The organism is Verrucosispora sp. NA02020 (genome assembly GCF_013364215.1).
GTDB lineage: Bacteria > Actinomycetota > Actinomycetes > Mycobacteriales > Micromonosporaceae > Micromonospora.
In genome coordinates this window covers 4679383-4697403 of sequence record NZ_CP054923.1, presented here as the reverse complement: position 1 = coordinate 4697403, position 18021 = coordinate 4679383, and the positions used below count along the sequence as shown (strand labels likewise).

Genomic DNA, 18021 nt, shown 5'->3' with positions numbered 1-18021 from the left:
CGGGCATTTCCCGGCCTGGTCCGGCGCAATAGCGCAAAAATGTCCACCCGGTATTGGCGCGCGGTTTCGCAGAATTGCTGAGTCGCTGGTGGGTAGACGGCGAGAATGTGGCGGAGGGCGAGAAATAAACGGGGGGACGCATCATGAACCTGAGGGGGCGATTGGCGCTGTTGACGGTGGCCGTCGCAGCGGCGCCGCTGGCGCTGGGCGCGTGCACGGGTGATCGGAGGACCGCCGGACCCGGTGAGGGTCGGCAGGCGGCTCCGGAACTCGCCGTGACGCCCGCCGAGGGCGCGCGGGACGTGCCGATCAGCGGGGAGATCGGCACCGCGGTCAAGCACGGGCGGGTCACCGATGTGCGGATCACCGACGACAAGGGCGGAAAGGTCGAGGCCGAGCCGCGCGAGGACGGCACCGGGTGGGTGCCGGCCGAGGTGTTGCAGCCCAAGCGGACCTACACCGCCGAGGTCACGGTGACCGGCGAGAAGGGGCAGACGGTCACTCGGAAGACGACCTTCACGACGCAACCGAAATCGTCCAAACCGGCGATCACCAGTACGCTCTATTTCGCCGGTAATCGGACGTACGGCACGGCCATGCCGGTAACCGTCGCGTTCGACCCGCCCATTCCGAAAGAAGCCAGGGCGGATGTGCAACGTCGTTTGTTCGTGAAGACCGATCCGCCGCAGCCGGGCACCTGGTCCTGGGTGTCCGACGGGAGTCAGGTCTATTATCGGGCGCCCGATTTCTGGCGACCCGGCACGTCCATCAACGTTCGTGCCGCGCTGGAGGGTCTGCCGATCGGCAAGGAGAACGTCGGCGACGCCGACCGGCGGGCCACGTCGAAGATCGGCCGGCAGACGGCGTTGGAGATCGACAACGCGACCAAGCAGATGTCGGTGATCCGGGACGGGAAGCTGCTGCGCAAGCTCCCGGTCAGCCTCGGCAAGCCGAGCACCCCGACCTCCAGCGGCAAAATGGTGATCATGGAGAAGCACGACTTCACCACGTTCGACACCACGGGCTCGGCCGACCCGTACGTCGTCGACGTCGAGGACGCGCAGCGGTTGACCTGGGGCGGCGAGTTCATCCACGGTGCGCCCTGGTCGGAGGGGGATCAGGGGTACACCAACGTGTCGCACGGGTGCACCAACCTCTCCGCGGCCAACGCCGACTGGCTGATGGGCGTCACCCAGGTCGGTGACCTGGTCACCGTCAAGGGCACCGAGGTCGAACTCGGCGAGGGCAACGGCTGGACGGCGTGGAACGTCGACTGGGACCGGTTCGCCGAGGGCAGTGCGCTGCCCGTACCCGCCGGGCTGAAGCCGGCACCGACCGCGTCGGCGGACCCGGGCGCGGTGGCCGGCGGTGGCTCGCCGGAGCCGCAGCCCTCGGCGAGCGGCGGGTGACACACCGACGTCGGGCGCCGGGTCGTCACCGGCCCGGTGTTCCCGTCGTGGGCGGGCGGAGGGTGGTGCCCGGGATCGTCCCTAGGGTGGATGCACCGGGCCTGCGGGTCATGCCCTGGGCTTACCCGGAACCGCCTTTACGCAGGGTGTGAGTGTCGGTGGTGGGGGATAGGTTCTTCTCATGCCAGAGCGCGAGGAGCGGTTCCACGTGGAGACGACGGTCTTCGACGACGCGGTGTGCGTCCGCGTGGTCGGTGCCGTCGACATCGCCACCGTCGCGGCGTTCCGCGCGGCCCTCTGGGCTGCACCGGCCCGGCCGGAGCTGCGGGTGGATCTCTCCGAGGTGCGGGTGCTCTCCGCCGCCGGGGTGCGCACGCTGATCGCGGCCCGGCTCTGGGTGCGCGCCCAGGGCGGCCAACTGGTGCTGACGGACCCGCCGCCGGTGGTGGAGCGGGTGCTGCGTGCCACCGGCCTGCGCCGGGTCATCCCGGTCGTCGGCTCGTGCTCCGAGCGGGTGCTGGCCGGCGTGTGACGCCGCGACGGCGGGTTCGCCCGCCGGGGCGTGCGGTGGTCGGCGTGCGACGCCGACCGCGCGTCCGGCGCCGGGTACGGGGGCCGGCGCCGGACGCGGCGCTCAGCGGACGCCGAGCAGGTCGACCACGAAGACCAGGGTCTCGTTGGGCTTGATGACGCCACCGGCGCCCTGGCTGCCGTAGCCCAGGTGCGGCGGGATGGTCAGCTTGCGCCGCCCACCGACCCGCATCCCGACCACGCCCTGGTCCCAGCCGGCGATGACCCGGCCACCGCCGAGCGGGAACTCGAAGGCGTCCCCCCGGTTCCAGGAGGCGTCGAACTCGGCGCCGGTGGAGTGCGAGACCCCGACGTAGTGGACGCGGGCACGCTGGCCGGGCTGGGCCTCGGGGCCGTCGCCCACGGTGATGTCCTCGATCACGAGGTCGGCGGGCGGGGCACCCTCGATCGGACCGATCTCGGGCTTGCTCGCTGCCTGGTTCATGCGGATTCTCCTGTGACGTCGGTTCTGGTCAGCACAATCCTGCCGGATGCTACGCCAGCGGTGCCCGTCGCACGCGCCACGACGGCCCGGGAGCACCCGGGCCGTCGTGGCGGCGGGCGGCACCCGCAGGGGTGACGCCCGCCGTGTGGGGAGGGAGGTGACAGGTCAGCGGAGCCAGGCGAAGCGCTGGACGATCGGCAGCCGGGCCCAGGTGCGGCCGAGGCCCCAGGTGTCACCGGCGTTGGTCACCGCGAGCAGCGCCAGCACCCCGGCGTAGACCAGGTGGTCGTCCATGAAGGGGTTGTTCGCGGGCAGCAGGGCCGCAGTCCACATCATCACCAGTAGCAGGCCACCGGCGACGGCGGCGACGCGCACCCCGATGCCGAGGATCAGGGCGGTGCCGATCGCGGCCAGACCGATCATGAACAGCCAGTCGGCCCAGACCGCCCCGGCCATGCTCTGGTAGAAGCCCTCGAACGGACCGGTGACGCCGAAGCTGAGGAAGCCCTTGGTGGGGCTGCCGCCGTTGATCCAGGCGTTCTCGCCCTCGGTGGCGAACCCCAGGCCGAACAGCTTGTCCACGAACGCCCAGAGGAAGATCCAGCCGAGTGCCAGCCGCAGCCCGGCGAGCAGGTGGCGGGTGACCCGCCTCCGGTCGACCTGCTCCCGAACGGTCTCGGCGCCCGGGGTCCTGGCGGCGGTGTTCCGCTCGGTCATCGCGGTCATGATGTCCACGTCCCTTCTCTGCTTCGCACCGCTGTCCCGGTGACACCTCCATTGGACGCCGGTGGGACCGGGTGCGGTCAGGGCCGACCGGGCCCGGACCGGACGGGACCTTCGACCCCTTCCGGTCCGGGCCGTCGGACCGGGTCCGCCAGTTGAGCGGCCAGCACCGACGGGGCCTCGGCCAGCGACGGGCCGTACCAGGTCAGGTGCCGACCGGAGAGCAGAGCACACGGTACGCCCGGAAATGCCTCCGGCCCGTCGTCGGCGGTGAACCGGTACGGCTCGTCCGGCAGCACCACCAGGTCGGGTCCGGTGGCGCGCAGTTCGTCCAGGGACGGTCGCGGATACCGTTCCGGGTGCCCGGCGTAGAGGTTGGTCACGCCCAGCCGGCGGAGCACGTCACCGGCGAAGGTGTCGGCGCCGAGCACCACCCAGGGGCGCCGCCAGACCGGCACCACCGCACGGTGCCGCACCGACGGAGTCGGAAGGTCGGCCCAGGCCCGTCGCGCCGCCGTCAACCACTCGGGTTCCCCCGACGCGCCCAGGTCACGCAGCAGGTCGGCGAGCTCGGTCAGGGCGGCGTCCACGGTGCGTGGGTAGGTGACCCGGACCGGCACCCCGGCGGCGGACAGCGCCTCGGCGTCCTCGCGCCGGTTCTCCTCGACGTTGAGCAGCACCAGGTCCGGCCGCAACGCGCGCACCCGGTCCAGGTCGGGGTACTTGCTGCCGCCCACCCGGGGCACGTCCAGATCGGCCGGAGCGGTGCACCAGTCGGTGGCTCCGACCAGCAGACCCGGCAGGGTCACCGCCACCGCCTCGGTCAGCGAGGGCACCAGGGACACCACCCGCATCCGTCCACCTCCTCGGCTCGGGCGCGGTCGGTCACCGTCGTGGCGGTCATCGCGGGCCCACCGGGGGAGCCGCCCGGCATGATCGTCATCCTAGACTCGGTCGGTCGGCGGCAGGATTGGGTGGATACGACGATGACCGGTGGCGACGCGTGGCTGTCGACGGTTCCGGCCGGTGGGCGTACGCCTGTGCTGGCCCGCGCGGGACAACGGGTGCACGCCGCCCCGCGTCTGGGTGACGTGATCCGGCGCCGGCCGCCGGGGCTCACCGGCAGCCAGTGGAACACCGCCGCGCGGGTGGTGCTCGACCACGTGGTCTGCGCGGACGACACCGGCCTGCCGCAGTTCGCCGTCGAGTTCCGGGAGCCCGCGCCGGACGCCGCCGCCCGGCGGGTGGACCGGATCGTCGAGGCGGTCACCGCCAGCGTCGGCCTGCCGCTGCTGCGGATCGGCTCGGTCACCCTGCGCGCCGTCGACCACGGTCCGGGCATCGTCGGCTACGTGATCGACGCCCGCCGGTACGCCGACGGCGCCGCCGGGTCGGACGTACCCGCCGTCGGGTTCCGCGACATCGTCGGCCGGCTGCCGGACGGGCGCACCGGCGCGGTCAACGACCTCGGCGCGCTCGCCCGGGCCGAGGCGGTCGAGGCGTACGTGTCGCGGCGACTGGCGGATCCGATCCTGCGCGGGTTGCACGTGCGCTGGGCCGACGGCCCGGTCGAGGGGTGGAGTTGGGTCGAGGTGCGGCCCGGCGCGTTCCTGGTGGAGCGAGTCATTCTGCGGACGCACCGATTCTCCTGTGGTGTCGATCCCGCACGACTGGCCGAGGATCTGTCCGCGCTCGCTGTCGGTGAGCGTCTGCGCACCCTGGAGAACGAAAGTCCCGCCGTGGTGGATCGCACCGATCTGCTCGACGACATCCGGCGACTCGGGCAGCGCCGCGACGAACTCGTGGACGGTTTCGCCTACGACCATCTGCACCAGGTCTGACCTGCCCAGGAGCCGTACGGCCCGGGTCGTCGAAAAAAAGTCCACCTTCTTTTGAACTCCCGCCACGGCGGGGCCGTACCTCACCGGGAATGGACAGGATCTCCCAACCCGCGCCGGGGGCGCGGGAGGCGGTGCGGAAAGGGCATCGTCGTCTGTCGACGTACCACCGGTGCGTTCGAACGGCCTCCGTCGAACGCGCCACCACGATTCCGTTCGGTCCGTCGAGTCACGCGTCAGGTACCGGATCGAGAAGGAGAGCAATTCGATGCGCAGGTCCACCCGGTCACGCAGACCCTCAGGTAACACGCGGACCAAACGACTTCTGGCCGTTGGTGCCACGCTCGCCGTCTTCGGTGGCGTCGTTGCCGTTACCCAGATCTCGTCGGCCGGTGACCGACGGCCGAACAAGCAGCAGACCCGCCCGATCTCGGCCGAGTGTGTCGAGCCCAGCCCGGGTGCGACCGCGCCGACCGCCCGTGGCGCCACCACCACCCGTACCTTCCAGAACGGCCGGTGGGTGACCAACCACTGGGGTGACGGGCAGCAGTCCGTGGAGGAGTGCCAGGAGACCCGCAGCGGCAACGGTGGCGCGACCCCCGCCGGTTCCTTCGCCGTGGCCTGTCCCGACGTGGTGAGCCGCCTGCCGCAGGTGCCCGACCGGGCCCGCGCCGAGGTGGACCGCAACCTGGCCCTGCTCCAGACCCAGATCACCGAGGCCGACCAGCGCCTGGCCGCCGAGGGCAACAAGGGCCAGGCGTTCATCCGCAACGCGATCCTCGACCCGCTGGCCAGCAAGCGGCGGGCCACGCTCGACCGAATCACCATCTCCATCGACCGCTTCGGCCCCCGGCCGCGTGGCCTCGCCGGTCTGGCCGCCTGCCAGGTGCAGCCGGTGAACAACAACAACGGTGGGAACAACGGCGGCAACAACCCCAACAACGGTGGGAACAACGGCGGGGGCAACAACAACGGCGGCAACAACGGCGGAGGCAACAACGGCCTCGACGTGCTGGCCAACAACTGCAACAACAGCCAGCTCCAGCCGCACGACGGCTTCCAGAACGGCAACCGCTGCATCAGCACCGCCTTCGGTGAGGTCGGCTCCGCCGCGAACAACCCGTCGCTGCTGATCACCGAGTTCCCGCAGCAGATCAACCGCAACGAGGGCTTCGCCCTGCGGGTCAGCACCCGCAACCTGGTCCGGGACCGCTTCCTCCCGGCCGGTCAGGGTGGCTACTACCTGGAGAGCTCGCTGCTCAACGGTGAGGGCCTGACCCGTGGCCACTTCCACACCGCCTGCCGGATGCTGAACAACACGAACGAGGCGCCGGCGGCGGATCCGGTACCGGCCTTCTTCGTGGCCACCGAGGACGGCGGCGGCGGTAGCCAGCCGGACAGCGTGGTCATCCAGATCCCGGGCCTGCCCGAGTCCGGCACCGCACAGTGCGCGGTCTGGGCCGGCGACGGCTCGCACCGTATCCCGATGTCGGAGCGGGCCAACCAGACCCCCGCCTTCGACGCGGTGCGGATCCAGGTCAACTGACCCGGAACAACACGCGGGCCGTCCGGAACCAGGTTCCGGACGGCCCGCGTCGTTGTGGGGCGACGCCGCTGTTCAGCGGTTCTTGTACGCCTCGACGACCTCGACCGGGATACGACCCCGCTCGGAAATCTTGTAGCCGTTGCCGACTGCCCATTCCCGGATCGCGCGGTTCTGCTCGCGGTTCATTCCGGGTGCCGCCGCGGTGACGCGACGCGGTCCGCGACCGGTGTCGGCGCTGCCGCGTCCGAGCCGTCGGCCCGCATTGATAAACGGATCCAGCGCCTTACGCAGGACTCCCGCGTTCTCGTCGGAGACGTCGATGGTGTAGCTCACGCCATCCAGGCTGAACTCGACCGTGCGATCGGCCTTTCCGCCGTCGAGGTCGTCAGTCAGCACCGTGATTACTTTTCTCGCCATCGTCGATTACTCCCTGTGTCTGGCGGGGTGTGGTCAAAGTTTGACTCATCGCCCCGCAATTGCGCAACAAAAGCCCCTGTCCGCCGCGTCTCGCGTTTTGCGCCGCGCGTAAATCCCGATTACCCGGTGTTCGTCGGTACGGATGTGTCGGTGCCGCACCCGATCGAGGCCGGTTCGTGTGCTGGGTCACACCGTGGAACAACGCCGACCCGCGTCGACTTGAGTCAGACACGCTCAACTCAATGCGATAGCAGGTGTTCGATGGCAACTCTTCCGGTACTTCCACTGACCGACGCGGTACTGCTGCCCGGCATGGTCATCCCGGTGACCCTCGACCCGACCACCCAGGCCGCGGTCGACGCGGCCCGCGCCACCGGCGACCGCAGGCTGCTCGCCGTGCCCCGCCTCGACGGCGAGTACGGCTCCGTCGGCGCGATCGCCACCATCGAGAAGGTGGGTCGGCTGCCCAGCGGTGAGCCTGCCGCCGTCGTCCGCGGCCTCGCCCGCGCCCGCATCGGCTCCGGGGTGCCCGGACCCGGCGCGGCGCTCTGGGTCGAGGCGACCGAGATCGACGAACCCACCCCCGCCGGCAAGGCACGGGAACTGGCGCGCGAGTACCGCGCCCTGGTGACCTCCGTGCTCCAGCAGCGCGGCGCATGGCAGGTCATCGACGCGATGGAGCGGATGACCGACCTCTCCGAACTGGCCGACTCGGCCGGCTACGCGCCCTGGCTCACCCTGGCGCAGAAGACCGAACTGCTCGCCGCGCCGGACGTCACCGCCCGGCTGGAACTGCTCGTCGGCTGGGTCAAGGAACACCTCGCCGAGCAGGAGGTCACCGAGCAGATCAACTCCGACGTCCGCGAGGGGCTGGAGAAGTCGCAGCGGGAGTTCCTGCTGCGCCAGCAGCTCGCCGCGATCCGCAAGGAACTCGGCGAGGACGCCCCGGACGGCTCCGCCGACTACCGGTCCCGTGTCGAGGCCGCCGACCTGCCCGAGAAGGTACGCGAGGCGGCACTGCGCGAGGTCGGCAAGCTGGAGCGGGCCAGTGACGCCTCCCCGGAGGCGGGCTGGATCCGTACCTGGCTCGACACGGTGCTGGAGATGCCGTGGAGCACGCGTACCGAGGACAACACCGACCTGGCCGCGGCGCGGGCCGTGCTCGACGCCGACCACGCCGGCCTGGCCGACGTCAAGGACCGCATCCTGGAGTACCTGGCGGTGCGCAACCGCCGGGCCGACCGCAACCTCGGTGTGGTCGGCGGGCGCGGCTCCGGCGCGGTGCTCGCCCTGACGGGCCCGCCCGGCGTCGGCAAGACCAGCCTCGGCGAGTCCGTCGCCCGGGCGCTCGGGCGCAGATTCGTCCGGGTCTCCCTCGGCGGCGTACGCGACGAGGCCGAGATCCGGGGCCACCGGCGCACCTACGTCGGCGCGCTGCCCGGCCGGATCGTGCGGGCCCTGCGCGAGGCCGGCTCGATGAACCCGGTGGTGCTGCTCGACGAGGTCGACAAACTCTCCGTCGGGTACGCCGGTGACCCGGCCGCCGCCCTGCTGGAGGTGCTCGACCCGGCCCAGAACCACACCTTCCGGGACCACTACCTGGAAGTCGACCTCGACCTGTCCGACGTGCTCTTCCTCGCCACGGCCAACGTGGTGGAGGCCATCCCCGGCCCGCTGCTGGACCGGATGGAACTGGTCACCCTGGACGGCTACACCGAGGACGAGAAGGTGGCCATCGCCCGGGACCACCTGCTGCCCCGGCAGCGGGAACGGGCCGGGCTGACCGCCGACGAGGTCGACCTCGACGCCCCGGCACTGGCCCGCATCGCGGGGGAGTACACCCGGGAGGCCGGCGTACGGCAACTGGAGCGGGCCCTGGCGAAGGTCATGCGGAAGGTCGCGGTGGCCCTCACCGACGACCCGACGCCGGTCCGCGTCGGCGCCGACGACCTGACCCGCTACCTCGGCCGGCCCAAGCACACGCCGGAGTCGGCGGAGCGGACGGCGGTGCCCGGCGTGGCCACCGGCCTGGCGGTCACCGGTGCCGGCGGCGACGTGCTGTTCATCGAGGCCACCAGCATGGAGGGTGAGCCGGGCCTGACCCTGACCGGCCAACTCGGCGACGTGATGAAGGAGTCGGCGCACATCGCCCTTTCCTACCTGCGCGCCAACGGCCGCCGGCTCGGCCTGGACCCGAACGCCCTCGCCGGACGGCGGATCCACCTGCACGTCCCGGCGGGTGCGGTGCCCAAGGACGGCCCCAGCGCCGGCATCACCATGGTCACCGCGCTGGCGTCGCTGGCCAGCGGCCGGCCGGTACGCCCCGAGTTCGGGATGACCGGCGAGGTGACACTCTCCGGCCGGGTGCTGCCCATCGGCGGGGTGAAGCAGAAGCTGCTGGCCGCGCACCGGGCCGGTCTGACCGAGGTGATCATTCCGGCCCGGAACGAGCCGGACCTCGACGACCTGCCCACCGAGGTCCGCGAGGCGCTGACCGTACACCCGCTCGCCGATGTCGCCGACGTGCTCGCCCTGGCGCTGCGCCCGGCCGAGATCGACCCGGCCTCGCTGGGCGGCCAGAGCCTCACCGCCGCCTGACGGATGCAAGGAAGGGCACCTTATTAACGCCTGAGGTAGAGCAGGGGTCCCCTGTTAACCCGAGGCACCATCGACTGGCGTCATCCCGTGCGGGGTGGCGCCAGTCGCTGCATGTCGGGGCGTGCCGTGGTGAGAAGGGCTCCCTGCTATACCGCAGGCGTTAACAGGGGGCCCTTCCTTACACGTCAGCGGCTGTCGTCGCGGTCTCGGCGTACGGTGGCCTTACGGCCCTTGATGGTGCTGCCGCGCAGCCCGGCGATCACCTCGTCGGCCACCCCGTTGGGCACCTCGACAAGCGAGAACCGGTCGGCGATCTCGATCGAGCCGATGTCCCGGCCACGGATGCCGGTCTCTCCGGTGATCGCGCCGACCAGGTCCTGCGGCCGGACTCCGGCGCGCCGGCCCAGCCCGATGAAGACCTGGGTGGTGCCGCCGGTGCGGGGCCGTGCCGGTCGGCGGTCGCCCCGGTTGTCCTGGCCGGGCCGGGCGTCCCGGGTGGGACGGACCGCCACCTGCGGGATCTCCTCCTCGGCCTCGTCGGAGCCGGGCAGCGTCGCCTCGTGGGACAGCTTCACCGCGGCGAGCGCCACCTCCATCAGGTCGAACTCGTCGCTGAGCGTCTCCACGATGACCCGGAACGGCTCCAGGTCGTCCTCCAGCAGGCTCTCCCGCAGCGCCGCCTGGGTCAGCTCCAGCCGGCGGGTACGCAGGTCGGCGACGGTCGGGATCTTGTCGATCGTGATCCGTTGGCCGGTGACCCGCTCGATGGTCTTGAGCATCCGGTGTTCCCGGGGCTCGGCCAGGGTGATCGCCACGCCCTCCCGGCCGGCGCGACCGACCCGGCCGATGCGGTGCACGTACGACTCGGGAGCCGACGGCACGTCGTAGTTGACCACGTGGCTGAGCTGTTCGACGTCGAGTCCCCGCGCGGCGACGTCGGTGGCGACCAGCAGGTCGGCGGTGCCGGAGCGCAGCCGACCCATCACCCGGTCCCGCTGCTCCTGGCTCATCCCGCCGTGCAGGGCCTCGGCCCGGTAGCCGCGTCCGTTCATCGTCTCGGTGAGCCGGTCGACCTCCTCCCGGCTGCGGCAGAAGACGATCGCCGCGGTGGGCGACTCGACGTCCAGCACCCGGCCCAGCGCCGCCGGCTTGTGCGCCCGCGCCACCAGGTACGCGCTCTGGCGTACCCGGGGTGCCGCGCCGGCCACCGGCTGCTCGCGGGCGATGAGGATGCGGACCGGGTCGGTGAGGTGCGCCTGGGCCATGCCCTCGATGCGCGACGGCATGGTCGCCGAGAAGAGGACCGTCTGGCGTTGCGCGGGCGCGTGCTCCAGGATCGCCTCGATGTCCTCGGCGAAGCCCATGTCCAGCATCTCGTCGGCCTCGTCGAGGACGACGGTGATCAGGTTGCCGAGCCGTAGCGTGCCCCGGGCGATGTGGTCCAGCGCCCGTCCGGGGGTGGCCACGACCACGTCCACGCCGAGGTCCAGCGCCCGCAGTTGGCGGCCGATCGGCTGCCCGCCGTAGATCGGCAGCACTCGGGCCCCGAGGTCCTTGCCGTACCGGTGGAACGCCTCGGACACCTGCACCGCGAGTTCCCGGGTGGGCACCAGCACCAACGCCAGGGGATCACCGCCGGGCCGGTCGTCCGGCATTCGTTGCAACAGTGGCAGCGCGAACGCGGCCGTCTTGCCCGTACCCGTGGCTGCCTGCCCGAGCAGGTCACGGCCGGTCAGCAGGGTGGGGATCGCCTCCCGCTGGATCGGCGTCGGCTCCTCGTAGCCGAGCGCGGCGAGCGCGGCGAGCAGTTCGGGTCGCAGGCCGAGATCGGTGAAGGCGGGCGGATCCATGGTCGCGTCGGGCGGTACGGGCGTGGAACTCATGGGTCAAGTTTTTCATCACGCCCTCCCGGCCGCTGCGGCGACCACCGGTAACACGCGGCCACGGCCCGCCGCCGGGTGGCGGCGGGCCGTGGCGCAGCCGGTCGGTCAGGTGGTGACCAGCGCCAGGACGATGGTGATCCCGAGGACCGCGTCGATCACGCCGCACCACTGGGCGTAGGCGCGGGGCACCACCTTGCCGGTGCGGTGATGGATCACGTCCCAGCCCGCGTGGGCCAACCATCCGAACGCCACCAGCCACTGCCCGGCCGCGCCACCGAGGAGAAGGGCGAGCAGGGCCAGGCCCGACCAGCCGGCCAGGCCGGCGAGCTGGAGGCGGAGGGCACCCGGTACGCCCCACTGCCGGCGCACGGTGCCGATGATCAGGTATCCGGCCGGCAGGACCAGCAGCGTGTACGCGGCCAGCGGTACGGGTGAGCTCCAGTTGTCGGCGGTCATCAGCAGCGCCAGCCCGGCCGGCCAGCGCTGCGCCACCGCCCGTGCCCACGGGTGTCGCGGCGCGGCGCGGTTCGGGTGGTGCACGGCGTACTCGGCCCGACGCCGCAGCACCGCCGCCACCATCGCCGGCACCATCAGCACGTGCGTGCCCATCATCAGGGAGTCGCCGTCGAGCAACCCGGCCCGGTACGGCACCAGCAGCACCAGCACGGGCACGTACATGGCCAGGACCATCTCGCCGACGGCCGGGCCGGAATGCCCTCGGTACCACATCCAGACCGCCATGCCGATGCTCATGTCGGTGGCCATCAGCAGCGACGCGACGCCGGGCGTGGCCGGAGCCAGCCCGAGCAGCCCGCCCAGGGCGGCGCGGGCGGCACCGAGCGCCAGCATGCCGGCCACCATGGCCAGCGCCATCTCCATCAGATGCCGGGCCAGCGGCGACAGGCGCGAGTGGCGAACCGGCGCGGCCGTTGGCCCGTGGATCGTCGGGGTGGACGGGGTCGGTCCGCCGGGTGCGGCGAGGGCGTCGGTCATGACGTCGATCGTCGTGGCGAACGACGTCGGCGACAATCCGCGTTCCGTCCCCGGTCGGCCGGGCACGATGCCCGGTCGGACCGGGCGGAACGGGGGCTCCGCCGGTGGGGTGGCGGGTTCTACCCTGACCGGCGTGGGGACGGACGGGACGGTGCCGGGCGGCGGGCGGACCCTACGCCGTGCCCGGACGGCGACGATGGTCTCCCTCGCCGCCGGCATGGCCGCCACCTTGTTCCTGCCGGCGGTCGGCCTCGCACGGGAGCCGGACCCGTGGCGGGTGGCCTCCGGCGTCCTCGCCATCGGCGCGTTCGCGCTGGTCCTGGCGGGCGCGGTGGGCGCGGCACTGACCACCGGGTGGTCCGCCGCGCGGCGCCGACGGCTGCGGATCGGGTACGCCGCCGTCGCGGTGCTCGGTGTGCCGCTGGCCGCACCGGTCGCCGTCGGCGACTGGCCCACCTGGGCCTGGCTCGGCGCGGCGACGGTCGGCGGGGTGCCGTTGCTGGCCCCGCTGCGGGCGACCCTTCCGGCCACCGTGGCGGCGATGGTGGTCGCCGGAGCGGTGGCGCAGGTGACCGGCGCGTCGATCGGGCCGGCGCTGCTGGTCGTCGGCACCGCCGGTCCCGGCGTCGCGGTGGTGAACGGCTTCCAGGTGTGGTTCTGGCGGCTGCTGGTGCAGGCGGAGCGGGGGCGGGCGGCCCAGGCCCGGCTGGCCGCCGCCCAGGAGCGGTTGCGTTTCGCGGCGGACGTGCACGACCTGCTCGGGCACCACCTGACCGTGATCACGCTGAAAGCCGAGCTGGCCGCCCGGCTGGCCGCCGCCGACCCGTCGCGGGCGGCCCGGGAGGCGGGCGAGGCGCAGCGGCTCGCGGCCACCGCGCTGACCGAACTACGCCGGACGGTGCACGGCTACCGCCGGGTCGACCTCGGCGAGCAGGTGACGGCGGTCGCGCAGGTGCTGCGCTCGTCCGGCGTACGGTGCACCGTCGTGCCGCCCGACGGTGAGCTGCCGCCGGAGACGGCCACCCAGCTCGCGGCGGTGCTCCGCGAGGCCGGCACCAACGTGCTGCGACACAGCCGGGCCGCCTGGTGCCGGATCGAGATCACCCAGCGGGAGGACGAGGTGCGGATGACCGTGACGAACGACGGGGCGACCGAGACGGGGACGGCGGACCGGCACAGTCACGGCCTGCGCGGACTGGCCGACCGGCTCGCCGCTGCCGGTGGACGGCTCCGCGTCGACCGGGCCGACGACGTGTTCACCGTCGAGGCGACCGTACCGGCCGTCGCATGATCCGGGTCCTGCTCGCCGACGACGAGGAACTGATCCGTACCGCCCTGGCCGCCCTGCTGGAGCTGGAGGCGGACCTGACGGTCGTCGCGCAGGCGGCCGACGGGCCGGCGGCGGTCACCGCCGCCCTGGCCCACCGACCCGACGTGGCCGTGGTCGACCTGGCCATGCCCGGACAGGACGGCTTCGCAGTCGCGGCCGAGCTGGCCCGGGTGCTGCCGGAGTGCGCGGTGGTCATCCTCACCGGGCAGGGACGCCCGCCACACCTGGCCCGCGCGCTTTCCGCGGGAGCGCGCGGCTTCCTGCCCAAGGGCGCGCCGGGCGGGGCCCTCGCCGACGTGATCCGCCGGGTGCACGCCGGTGGCCGGTACGTCGACCCGGCGCTGGCGGCCGACGCGCTGAGCATCCCGCCGTGCCCGCTGACCCCGCGCGAACTGGAGACGCTGCGGCTGGCCGAGGACGGATCATCGGTCGCGGCGATCGCCCGCCGCGCCCGTCTCTCCAGCGGCACCGTCCGCAACTATCTCGCGCTCGCGGTGCAGAAGCTGGGTGTGGACAACCGGGCCGAGGCCGTTCGCGTCGCTCGTGATTGCGGTTGGTGGTGAGCGCCGTCACCGTCGACGAAATCCACACGTACTATGTGATCGCCGGCAACACACCGGTACTCGTACACTACTGCGGAACAGCGAGGGTTTCACCGGGATCCAGGCAAGGGGCACGCCTATCTTGAGGTGAATTTAGGTGGCGAAAACATCACAATGCACGCTGTGTCAATGGAGGCCCCGGATCCATTTGGAGGTTCGTCGAACCTCAACACTCCACCGATTGGCGATGACCCGAGACCGAATTCATTCACTCGCGAGTTGGAACTCTCAAATCCGCAGAAAGCATTGAATTGATCGATGCGCAAGTGGACACGGCAGGTAACTGGCATCTCCGCGACTGCGACTCGTTGTCGATTGCTGCATCACTTATTGTGCCGACGTTCTTCGGGCGGGCGGCCGAACTGAATTCGAGTCAGGCAAGGCGGGGCCGATCTCCTAACGACAATGATTCCGCCAGAGCTCTACCCGAGAAGGTGGCCATGGAGTCTCCCGGTCCATACGGTCTGTTCGTTGAGGTGCTGTTGCACCACGGTACGCGCGGCCGTCTTGCGGCAATGGTGGGCGAGATGATTGCGGTGCATGCAGAGGTAAATCATTTGCTTGGACGTGCAAAGGACGCGATCGGTCGATCTGATTGGGTTCGGTGCAGCGGTGACTATGCGCGCTCCTATGGGCTTTTCGAGTCCACGTGGAAACGTTACGCTGCGCTGGTCGAACGTGGGCTCGAAATTGATAGAACTGCAGGGCGTGAATTGGGTGAGGCGTTTGACAAAGCGCTAAACGGGGCAAGGGCTTCGTTGACTGCAATTCGAGAGCGAGCTTCGGAAATCGGAATCACTAGTTGGGAGTGATTTATGGACCCAGCTTTTAGCCTCGATTCCGGCTTGACTGGTCAGGTGTCGGAGTGAGTTCGATTTGTCGCAGCCGATGTGGCGGTTGCGGGGCTGGCCGTTGCGGTGGAGTTGCAGACGACGACGAGCCACCCCTTCCGGGGGAAGGCGACCGGCGCCTGGGGCAACGCCTCCGAGTTGACCGTCGGCCACGAATTCCGTACGGCCGACGGCAACAAGGTTGTTCTCACTGAGGTCGACAACCACGTTGGCGCCAAGGAGATGTGAGACTCTGCGGGCGCTGACAACCATACGTACCATGTTCTGGCTGGCGAGACTCCATTAATTGTAAACAATTGCGGCGGCCAACTCGCCGGATACCCTGAAGGTCGGTCGATGCGGAAAGGTTCCTGCTTCGAGGTTGGTGACGTCAGCCGGCCAGATTTCCCGGATCTCGATGAGCCGAACCAGCCGTGGAGAGATATGATCGGGCGCGGTGTTGATGCCGTCGAGGAAGAGTGCCGAGTTATTTGCTGAAATGTATCCAAAGGTTGGAGTCCCGCAGGTTGCGGATGTGGCCGTAGGTGGCGGCGTCAGTGGCGTTGGGGTCGTTCTGTATGCGTTCGGAATGGGAATTCAACGCGTCCTGCGTGATGGCTGTAAGGGGAAGTATCGTCAATGATACAGAATGATGGTCCTAGTACTCTCATGGCGCAGTTTCTGCTGGCTACGATTCTGGGAGATCGATCCTCGCAGGAACGACTGAAGGAAAAGCTCGCAACTGCACGCTGGGTAGACGCCTCGGGTGTAGTTGATGGTGCCCTCGCCGTCATCTTGGCGGATCGGTTTGGTGACTCTCCGCGCCTGTCTGAGATAAGAAAGTGTGCGCGCCGGATGGTGGGACGCTTCAGGGGTTCTCGCCTCGACGTCGACGAGGTGGAGTCGGTGATGCGCGATGCGCTGGGTGAGCACGTGTCAGTGGCCGGAATTCCTGGGTATAGGCATGAGGGGCTAAAGATGCTGCTCTTTGCTTCGATCGCAGCTGATCTCGAACTTTCTCCCGGAGAAGTGGGCGGCCTCTTGGTGCGGGCCGAGGCTTGGGCGGTTGGCCGCGGATTTCGACCGACACTAGCGGACACCCGGGACGTTGAATTGAGCTGATTATAGTCCTGTCGGCAGCCGTGTCGTTGGTTCTGGAGTCGGTGGTCGTAATTTCGGCGGGGCCGGCGGGTGTCGACGCGGCCGGGAGGGTTGGGGATTTCGTTCCGGCCAATACCGTTCTGTTGGACCACCCGAAGCGGTGTAGGTGGAGTGACCGAAGCGCGGGGCGACGACTTTCACCGCGCTAGGCGTGGGCGGGGTGCCGACGATCGGGGTGCGCGTTCTTCTCGACATCGCGGCTGTCAACCCCACGGGGATCACCTACCTGACGGTCTTTCCGAACGGTGCGACCCGGCCGATCGTGGCCTCGCTCACCGTGTCCAAGGATGAGGTGTTGACCAATTTCGGTACCCGTAGCGGCCTCGGCGCCACCACCGGCCCGATCGGTGCCAGCGGTGGTACCCGTACCGTCACCTTGACCGGTGGTGTCGTTCCCGCCGGAGCCTTGGCGCGATCATCGACGTGGTGGTGACGGCGCGACCACGGGGAGTTTCGTCACTATCGGCACCGGCGAGCCAGGTCAGCGCCGCGAACGCCCTGTACTGCCAGGTAGGTGCGACGTCGATGGGCTCACGCAGAGGCTGGCCGGGACCGTTGTCGCCGAGATGACCGTGCGTGAAGGTCTGTTCTGACCCCTTAAGGAGGAATACGGAAGGATTGTTCGGGGTCCTTCCGGTCTGCGTGGTTACGGTGCCGCAGAGGGTGACATACGCCGTGATGTCGCGACTGAGGGAGGCCCGGCCATGCGTGTGCCCAACCGTAGCCCCAGACGGCAGCAACCGCGTCCTCCTGTCCCGTACGCGGCACCGGCCGGGCGTCGTATGTCGGTGCGGGGGCTCGCGAACTCTTCCCCGGACGGGCCGGACCTGGACGCGTATCGGGAGGCCGTGGGGGAGCTGCTGGTCGAGGTGGGCGCGCTCGCGGCGGCGAGCAGCACGAAGGCCCGCCAGGTGCTGATCGACCAGCGGCTGCGGGAGCCGGCCATCGCCGCGGTGCTCGACGACACCCCGCAGGGGTTGATCGGCGCGCGGGAGACCCTGCTGCTGGAGATGGCCCGGTACCAGCCCAACGCGCGCAGCTCCGCCGGGGACCTGGCCGCGCTGGTCCGGATCTATCTGCTGTCGCGCATCGACGTGATGTGGTGGCGCGACGCGTCCACCTTCGTCACCGACGAGGAGGTGCACCACAGCACCCACCTGGTCGACCTGGAGTGGCTGCGCCGCCGGGGACTGCTGCGGTTCCGCTACACCGAACAGCCCCGCACGGTGCTCGGCCGGGGCGTGCGCGCGGTGCGTCGCCGGGTGCTGCCGGACGCCACTCCGCGTACCGCCGGATTGCTGTTCCGCCGGGCCCGGCGGGAGGTGGTCGCGCTCCTCAACGACATCGGCCGGGAGTTCACCGCGGCCACCACGGTCGGCACTCCGCCGCTCTGGGTGACCAGCCTGGTCCGCAGCGCCGAGCACCAGTACCGGCTGCGCCGACTCGGGTACGCCGCGATGGTGCCGAGCGGGCACTGCCTGGGGTGGGCGGTGGACGTGGAGATGTCCTGGTACGAGCGCTTCGGGGCGCGGGACACGCTGGCCGGGATCCTGCTGGACCGGCAGCGTGCCGGCGAACTCAACGTGATCGACGAGGGGCAGGCCTGGCACATCTGCCTCGCACCCTCCGCGACGCGGCGGCTGCGTCGCGCGTACGAGGCGGAGATGGGGATCTGA

At 70.5% G+C, this 18021-nt stretch carries 17 protein-coding genes; 11 read left to right on the top strand and 6 right to left on the bottom strand.

Annotated elements, in window-relative coordinates:
* Positions 1-143 precede the first annotated feature (143 nt).
* Together HUT12_RS20495 and HUT12_RS20490 are read left to right on the top strand one after the other, a co-directional pair.
* Positions 144-1409: an Ig-like domain-containing protein gene (locus HUT12_RS20495; protein ID WP_176094398.1), complete on the top strand. Its 1266-nt coding sequence runs from the start codon at positions 144-146 to the stop codon at positions 1407-1409.
* A gap of 181 nt (positions 1410-1590) precedes the next feature.
* Complete coding sequence (locus HUT12_RS20490) at positions 1591-1941, top strand: STAS domain-containing protein (RefSeq protein WP_131057440.1); 351 nt, start codon at positions 1591-1593, stop codon at positions 1939-1941.
* A 102-nt stretch (positions 1942-2043) separates the two neighbouring features.
* Here HUT12_RS20490 and HUT12_RS20485 read toward each other — a convergent pair whose 3' ends face one another.
* From HUT12_RS20485 to HUT12_RS20475, 3 genes are all read right to left on the bottom strand, one after another.
* Complete coding sequence (locus HUT12_RS20485) at positions 2044-2424, bottom strand: FKBP-type peptidyl-prolyl cis-trans isomerase (RefSeq protein WP_176094397.1); 381 nt, start codon at positions 2422-2424, stop codon at positions 2044-2046.
* A gap of 165 nt (positions 2425-2589) precedes the next feature.
* Complete coding sequence (locus HUT12_RS20480) at positions 2590-3150, bottom strand: DoxX family membrane protein (protein WP_131056362.1); 561 nt, start codon at positions 3148-3150, stop codon at positions 2590-2592.
* A gap of 77 nt (positions 3151-3227) precedes the next feature.
* The gene (locus HUT12_RS20475) at positions 3228-4001 is read right to left on the bottom strand and encodes a helical backbone metal receptor (protein ID WP_176094396.1); all 774 of its coding nucleotides are present in this window, start codon (positions 3999-4001) and stop codon (positions 3228-3230) included.
* 132 nt (positions 4002-4133) lie between these two features.
* Here HUT12_RS20475 and HUT12_RS20470 point away from each other — a divergent pair, with 132 nt between their 5' ends.
* Positions 4134-4988: a DUF2726 domain-containing protein gene (locus tag HUT12_RS20470; RefSeq protein ID WP_131056358.1), complete on the top strand. Its 855-nt coding sequence runs from the start codon at positions 4134-4136 to the stop codon at positions 4986-4988.
* Between the two features lie 265 nt (positions 4989-5253).
* Entirely contained in the window at positions 5254-6531 is a 1278-nt protein-coding gene (locus HUT12_RS20465) for a hypothetical protein (protein WP_176094395.1), read from the top strand.
* 72 nt (positions 6532-6603) lie between these two features.
* Here the strand turns inward: HUT12_RS20465 and HUT12_RS20460 are convergent, their stop codons facing one another.
* Positions 6604-6948: an Lsr2 family protein gene (locus HUT12_RS20460; protein ID WP_131056354.1), complete on the bottom strand. Its 345-nt coding sequence runs from the start codon at positions 6946-6948 to the stop codon at positions 6604-6606.
* A 261-nt stretch (positions 6949-7209) separates the two neighbouring features.
* Here HUT12_RS20460 and lon point away from each other — a divergent pair, with 261 nt between their 5' ends.
* A complete protein-coding gene (gene lon, locus HUT12_RS20455) occupies positions 7210-9546 on the top strand; it encodes an endopeptidase La (protein WP_176094394.1) in 2337 nt (778 codons plus the stop codon).
* 185 nt (positions 9547-9731) lie between these two features.
* On the opposite strand, the gene HUT12_RS20450 is transcribed toward lon, so the two are convergent.
* Together HUT12_RS20450 and HUT12_RS20445 are read right to left on the bottom strand one after the other, a co-directional pair.
* Positions 9732-11429, bottom strand: a complete 1698-nt coding sequence (locus HUT12_RS20450; protein ID WP_131055802.1) for a DEAD/DEAH box helicase — start codon at positions 11427-11429, stop codon at positions 9732-9734.
* A 105-nt stretch (positions 11430-11534) separates the two neighbouring features.
* A complete protein-coding gene (locus HUT12_RS20445) occupies positions 11535-12422 on the bottom strand; it encodes a hypothetical protein (RefSeq protein WP_254876901.1) in 888 nt (295 codons plus the stop codon).
* A 133-nt stretch (positions 12423-12555) separates the two neighbouring features.
* On the opposite strand from HUT12_RS20445, the gene HUT12_RS20440 reads away from it, so the two are divergent.
* From HUT12_RS20440 to HUT12_RS20415, 6 genes are all read left to right on the top strand, one after another.
* Positions 12556-13713, top strand: coding sequence for a histidine kinase (locus tag HUT12_RS20440; protein ID WP_254876900.1), 1158 nt, complete (start codon positions 12556-12558; stop codon positions 13711-13713).
* A complete protein-coding gene (locus HUT12_RS20435; protein ID WP_176094393.1) occupies positions 13710-14315 on the top strand; it encodes a DNA-binding response regulator in 606 nt (201 codons plus the stop codon). The genes HUT12_RS20440 and HUT12_RS20435 overlap by 4 nt, the downstream gene beginning before the upstream one ends.
* 956 nt (positions 14316-15271) lie before the next feature.
* On the top strand, positions 15272-15433 hold the full coding sequence (locus HUT12_RS20430; RefSeq protein WP_176094392.1) for a hypothetical protein: 162 nt from the start codon (positions 15272-15274) through the stop codon (positions 15431-15433).
* 420 nt (positions 15434-15853) lie between these two features.
* Entirely contained in the window at positions 15854-16306 is a 453-nt protein-coding gene (locus HUT12_RS20425; RefSeq protein ID WP_176094391.1) for a hypothetical protein, read from the top strand.
* Between the two features lie 190 nt (positions 16307-16496).
* Positions 16497-16778: a hypothetical protein gene (locus tag HUT12_RS20420; protein WP_176094390.1), complete on the top strand. Its 282-nt coding sequence runs from the start codon at positions 16497-16499 to the stop codon at positions 16776-16778.
* Between the two features lie 271 nt (positions 16779-17049).
* Positions 17050-18021 carry a DUF5715 family protein gene (locus HUT12_RS20415; protein ID WP_176094389.1) on the top strand — a complete coding sequence of 324 codons (972 nt, stop codon included), beginning with the start codon at positions 17050-17052 and terminating at the stop codon, positions 18019-18021.

Bases quoted from the DNA above. Each gene is read 5' to 3' on its own strand.
- HUT12_RS20450 (WP_131055802.1), bottom strand. From the start codon at position 11,429: ATGAGTTCCACGCCCGTACCGCCCGACGCGACCATGGATCCGCCCGCC.
- HUT12_RS20425 (WP_176094391.1), top strand. From the start codon at position 15,854: ATGGCGCAGTTTCTGCTGGCTACGATTCTGGGAGATCGATCCTCGCAG.
- lon (WP_176094394.1), top strand. From the start codon at position 7,210: ATGGCAACTCTTCCGGTACTTCCACTGACCGACGCGGTACTGCTGCCC.
- HUT12_RS20475 (WP_176094396.1), bottom strand. From the start codon at position 4,001: ATGCGGGTGGTGTCCCTGGTGCCCTCGCTGACCGAGGCGGTGGCGGTG.
- HUT12_RS20435 (WP_176094393.1), top strand. From the start codon at position 13,710: ATGATCCGGGTCCTGCTCGCCGACGACGAGGAACTGATCCGTACCGCC.
- HUT12_RS20465 (WP_176094395.1), top strand. From the start codon at position 5,254: ATGCGCAGGTCCACCCGGTCACGCAGACCCTCAGGTAACACGCGGACC.
- HUT12_RS20495 (WP_176094398.1), top strand. From the start codon at position 144: ATGAACCTGAGGGGGCGATTGGCGCTGTTGACGGTGGCCGTCGCAGCG.
- HUT12_RS20470 (WP_131056358.1), top strand. From the start codon at position 4,134: ATGACCGGTGGCGACGCGTGGCTGTCGACGGTTCCGGCCGGTGGGCGT.
- HUT12_RS20445 (WP_254876901.1), bottom strand. From the start codon at position 12,422: ATGACCGACGCCCTCGCCGCACCCGGCGGACCGACCCCGTCCACCCCG.
- HUT12_RS20460 (WP_131056354.1), bottom strand. From the start codon at position 6,948: ATGGCGAGAAAAGTAATCACGGTGCTGACTGACGACCTCGACGGCGGA.
- HUT12_RS20490 (WP_131057440.1), top strand. From the start codon at position 1,591: ATGCCAGAGCGCGAGGAGCGGTTCCACGTGGAGACGACGGTCTTCGAC.
- HUT12_RS20480 (WP_131056362.1), bottom strand. From the start codon at position 3,150: ATGACCGCGATGACCGAGCGGAACACCGCCGCCAGGACCCCGGGCGCC.
- HUT12_RS20485 (WP_176094397.1), bottom strand. From the start codon at position 2,424: ATGAACCAGGCAGCGAGCAAGCCCGAGATCGGTCCGATCGAGGGTGCC.
- HUT12_RS20415 (WP_176094389.1), top strand. From the start codon at position 17,050: ATGCGTGTGCCCAACCGTAGCCCCAGACGGCAGCAACCGCGTCCTCCT.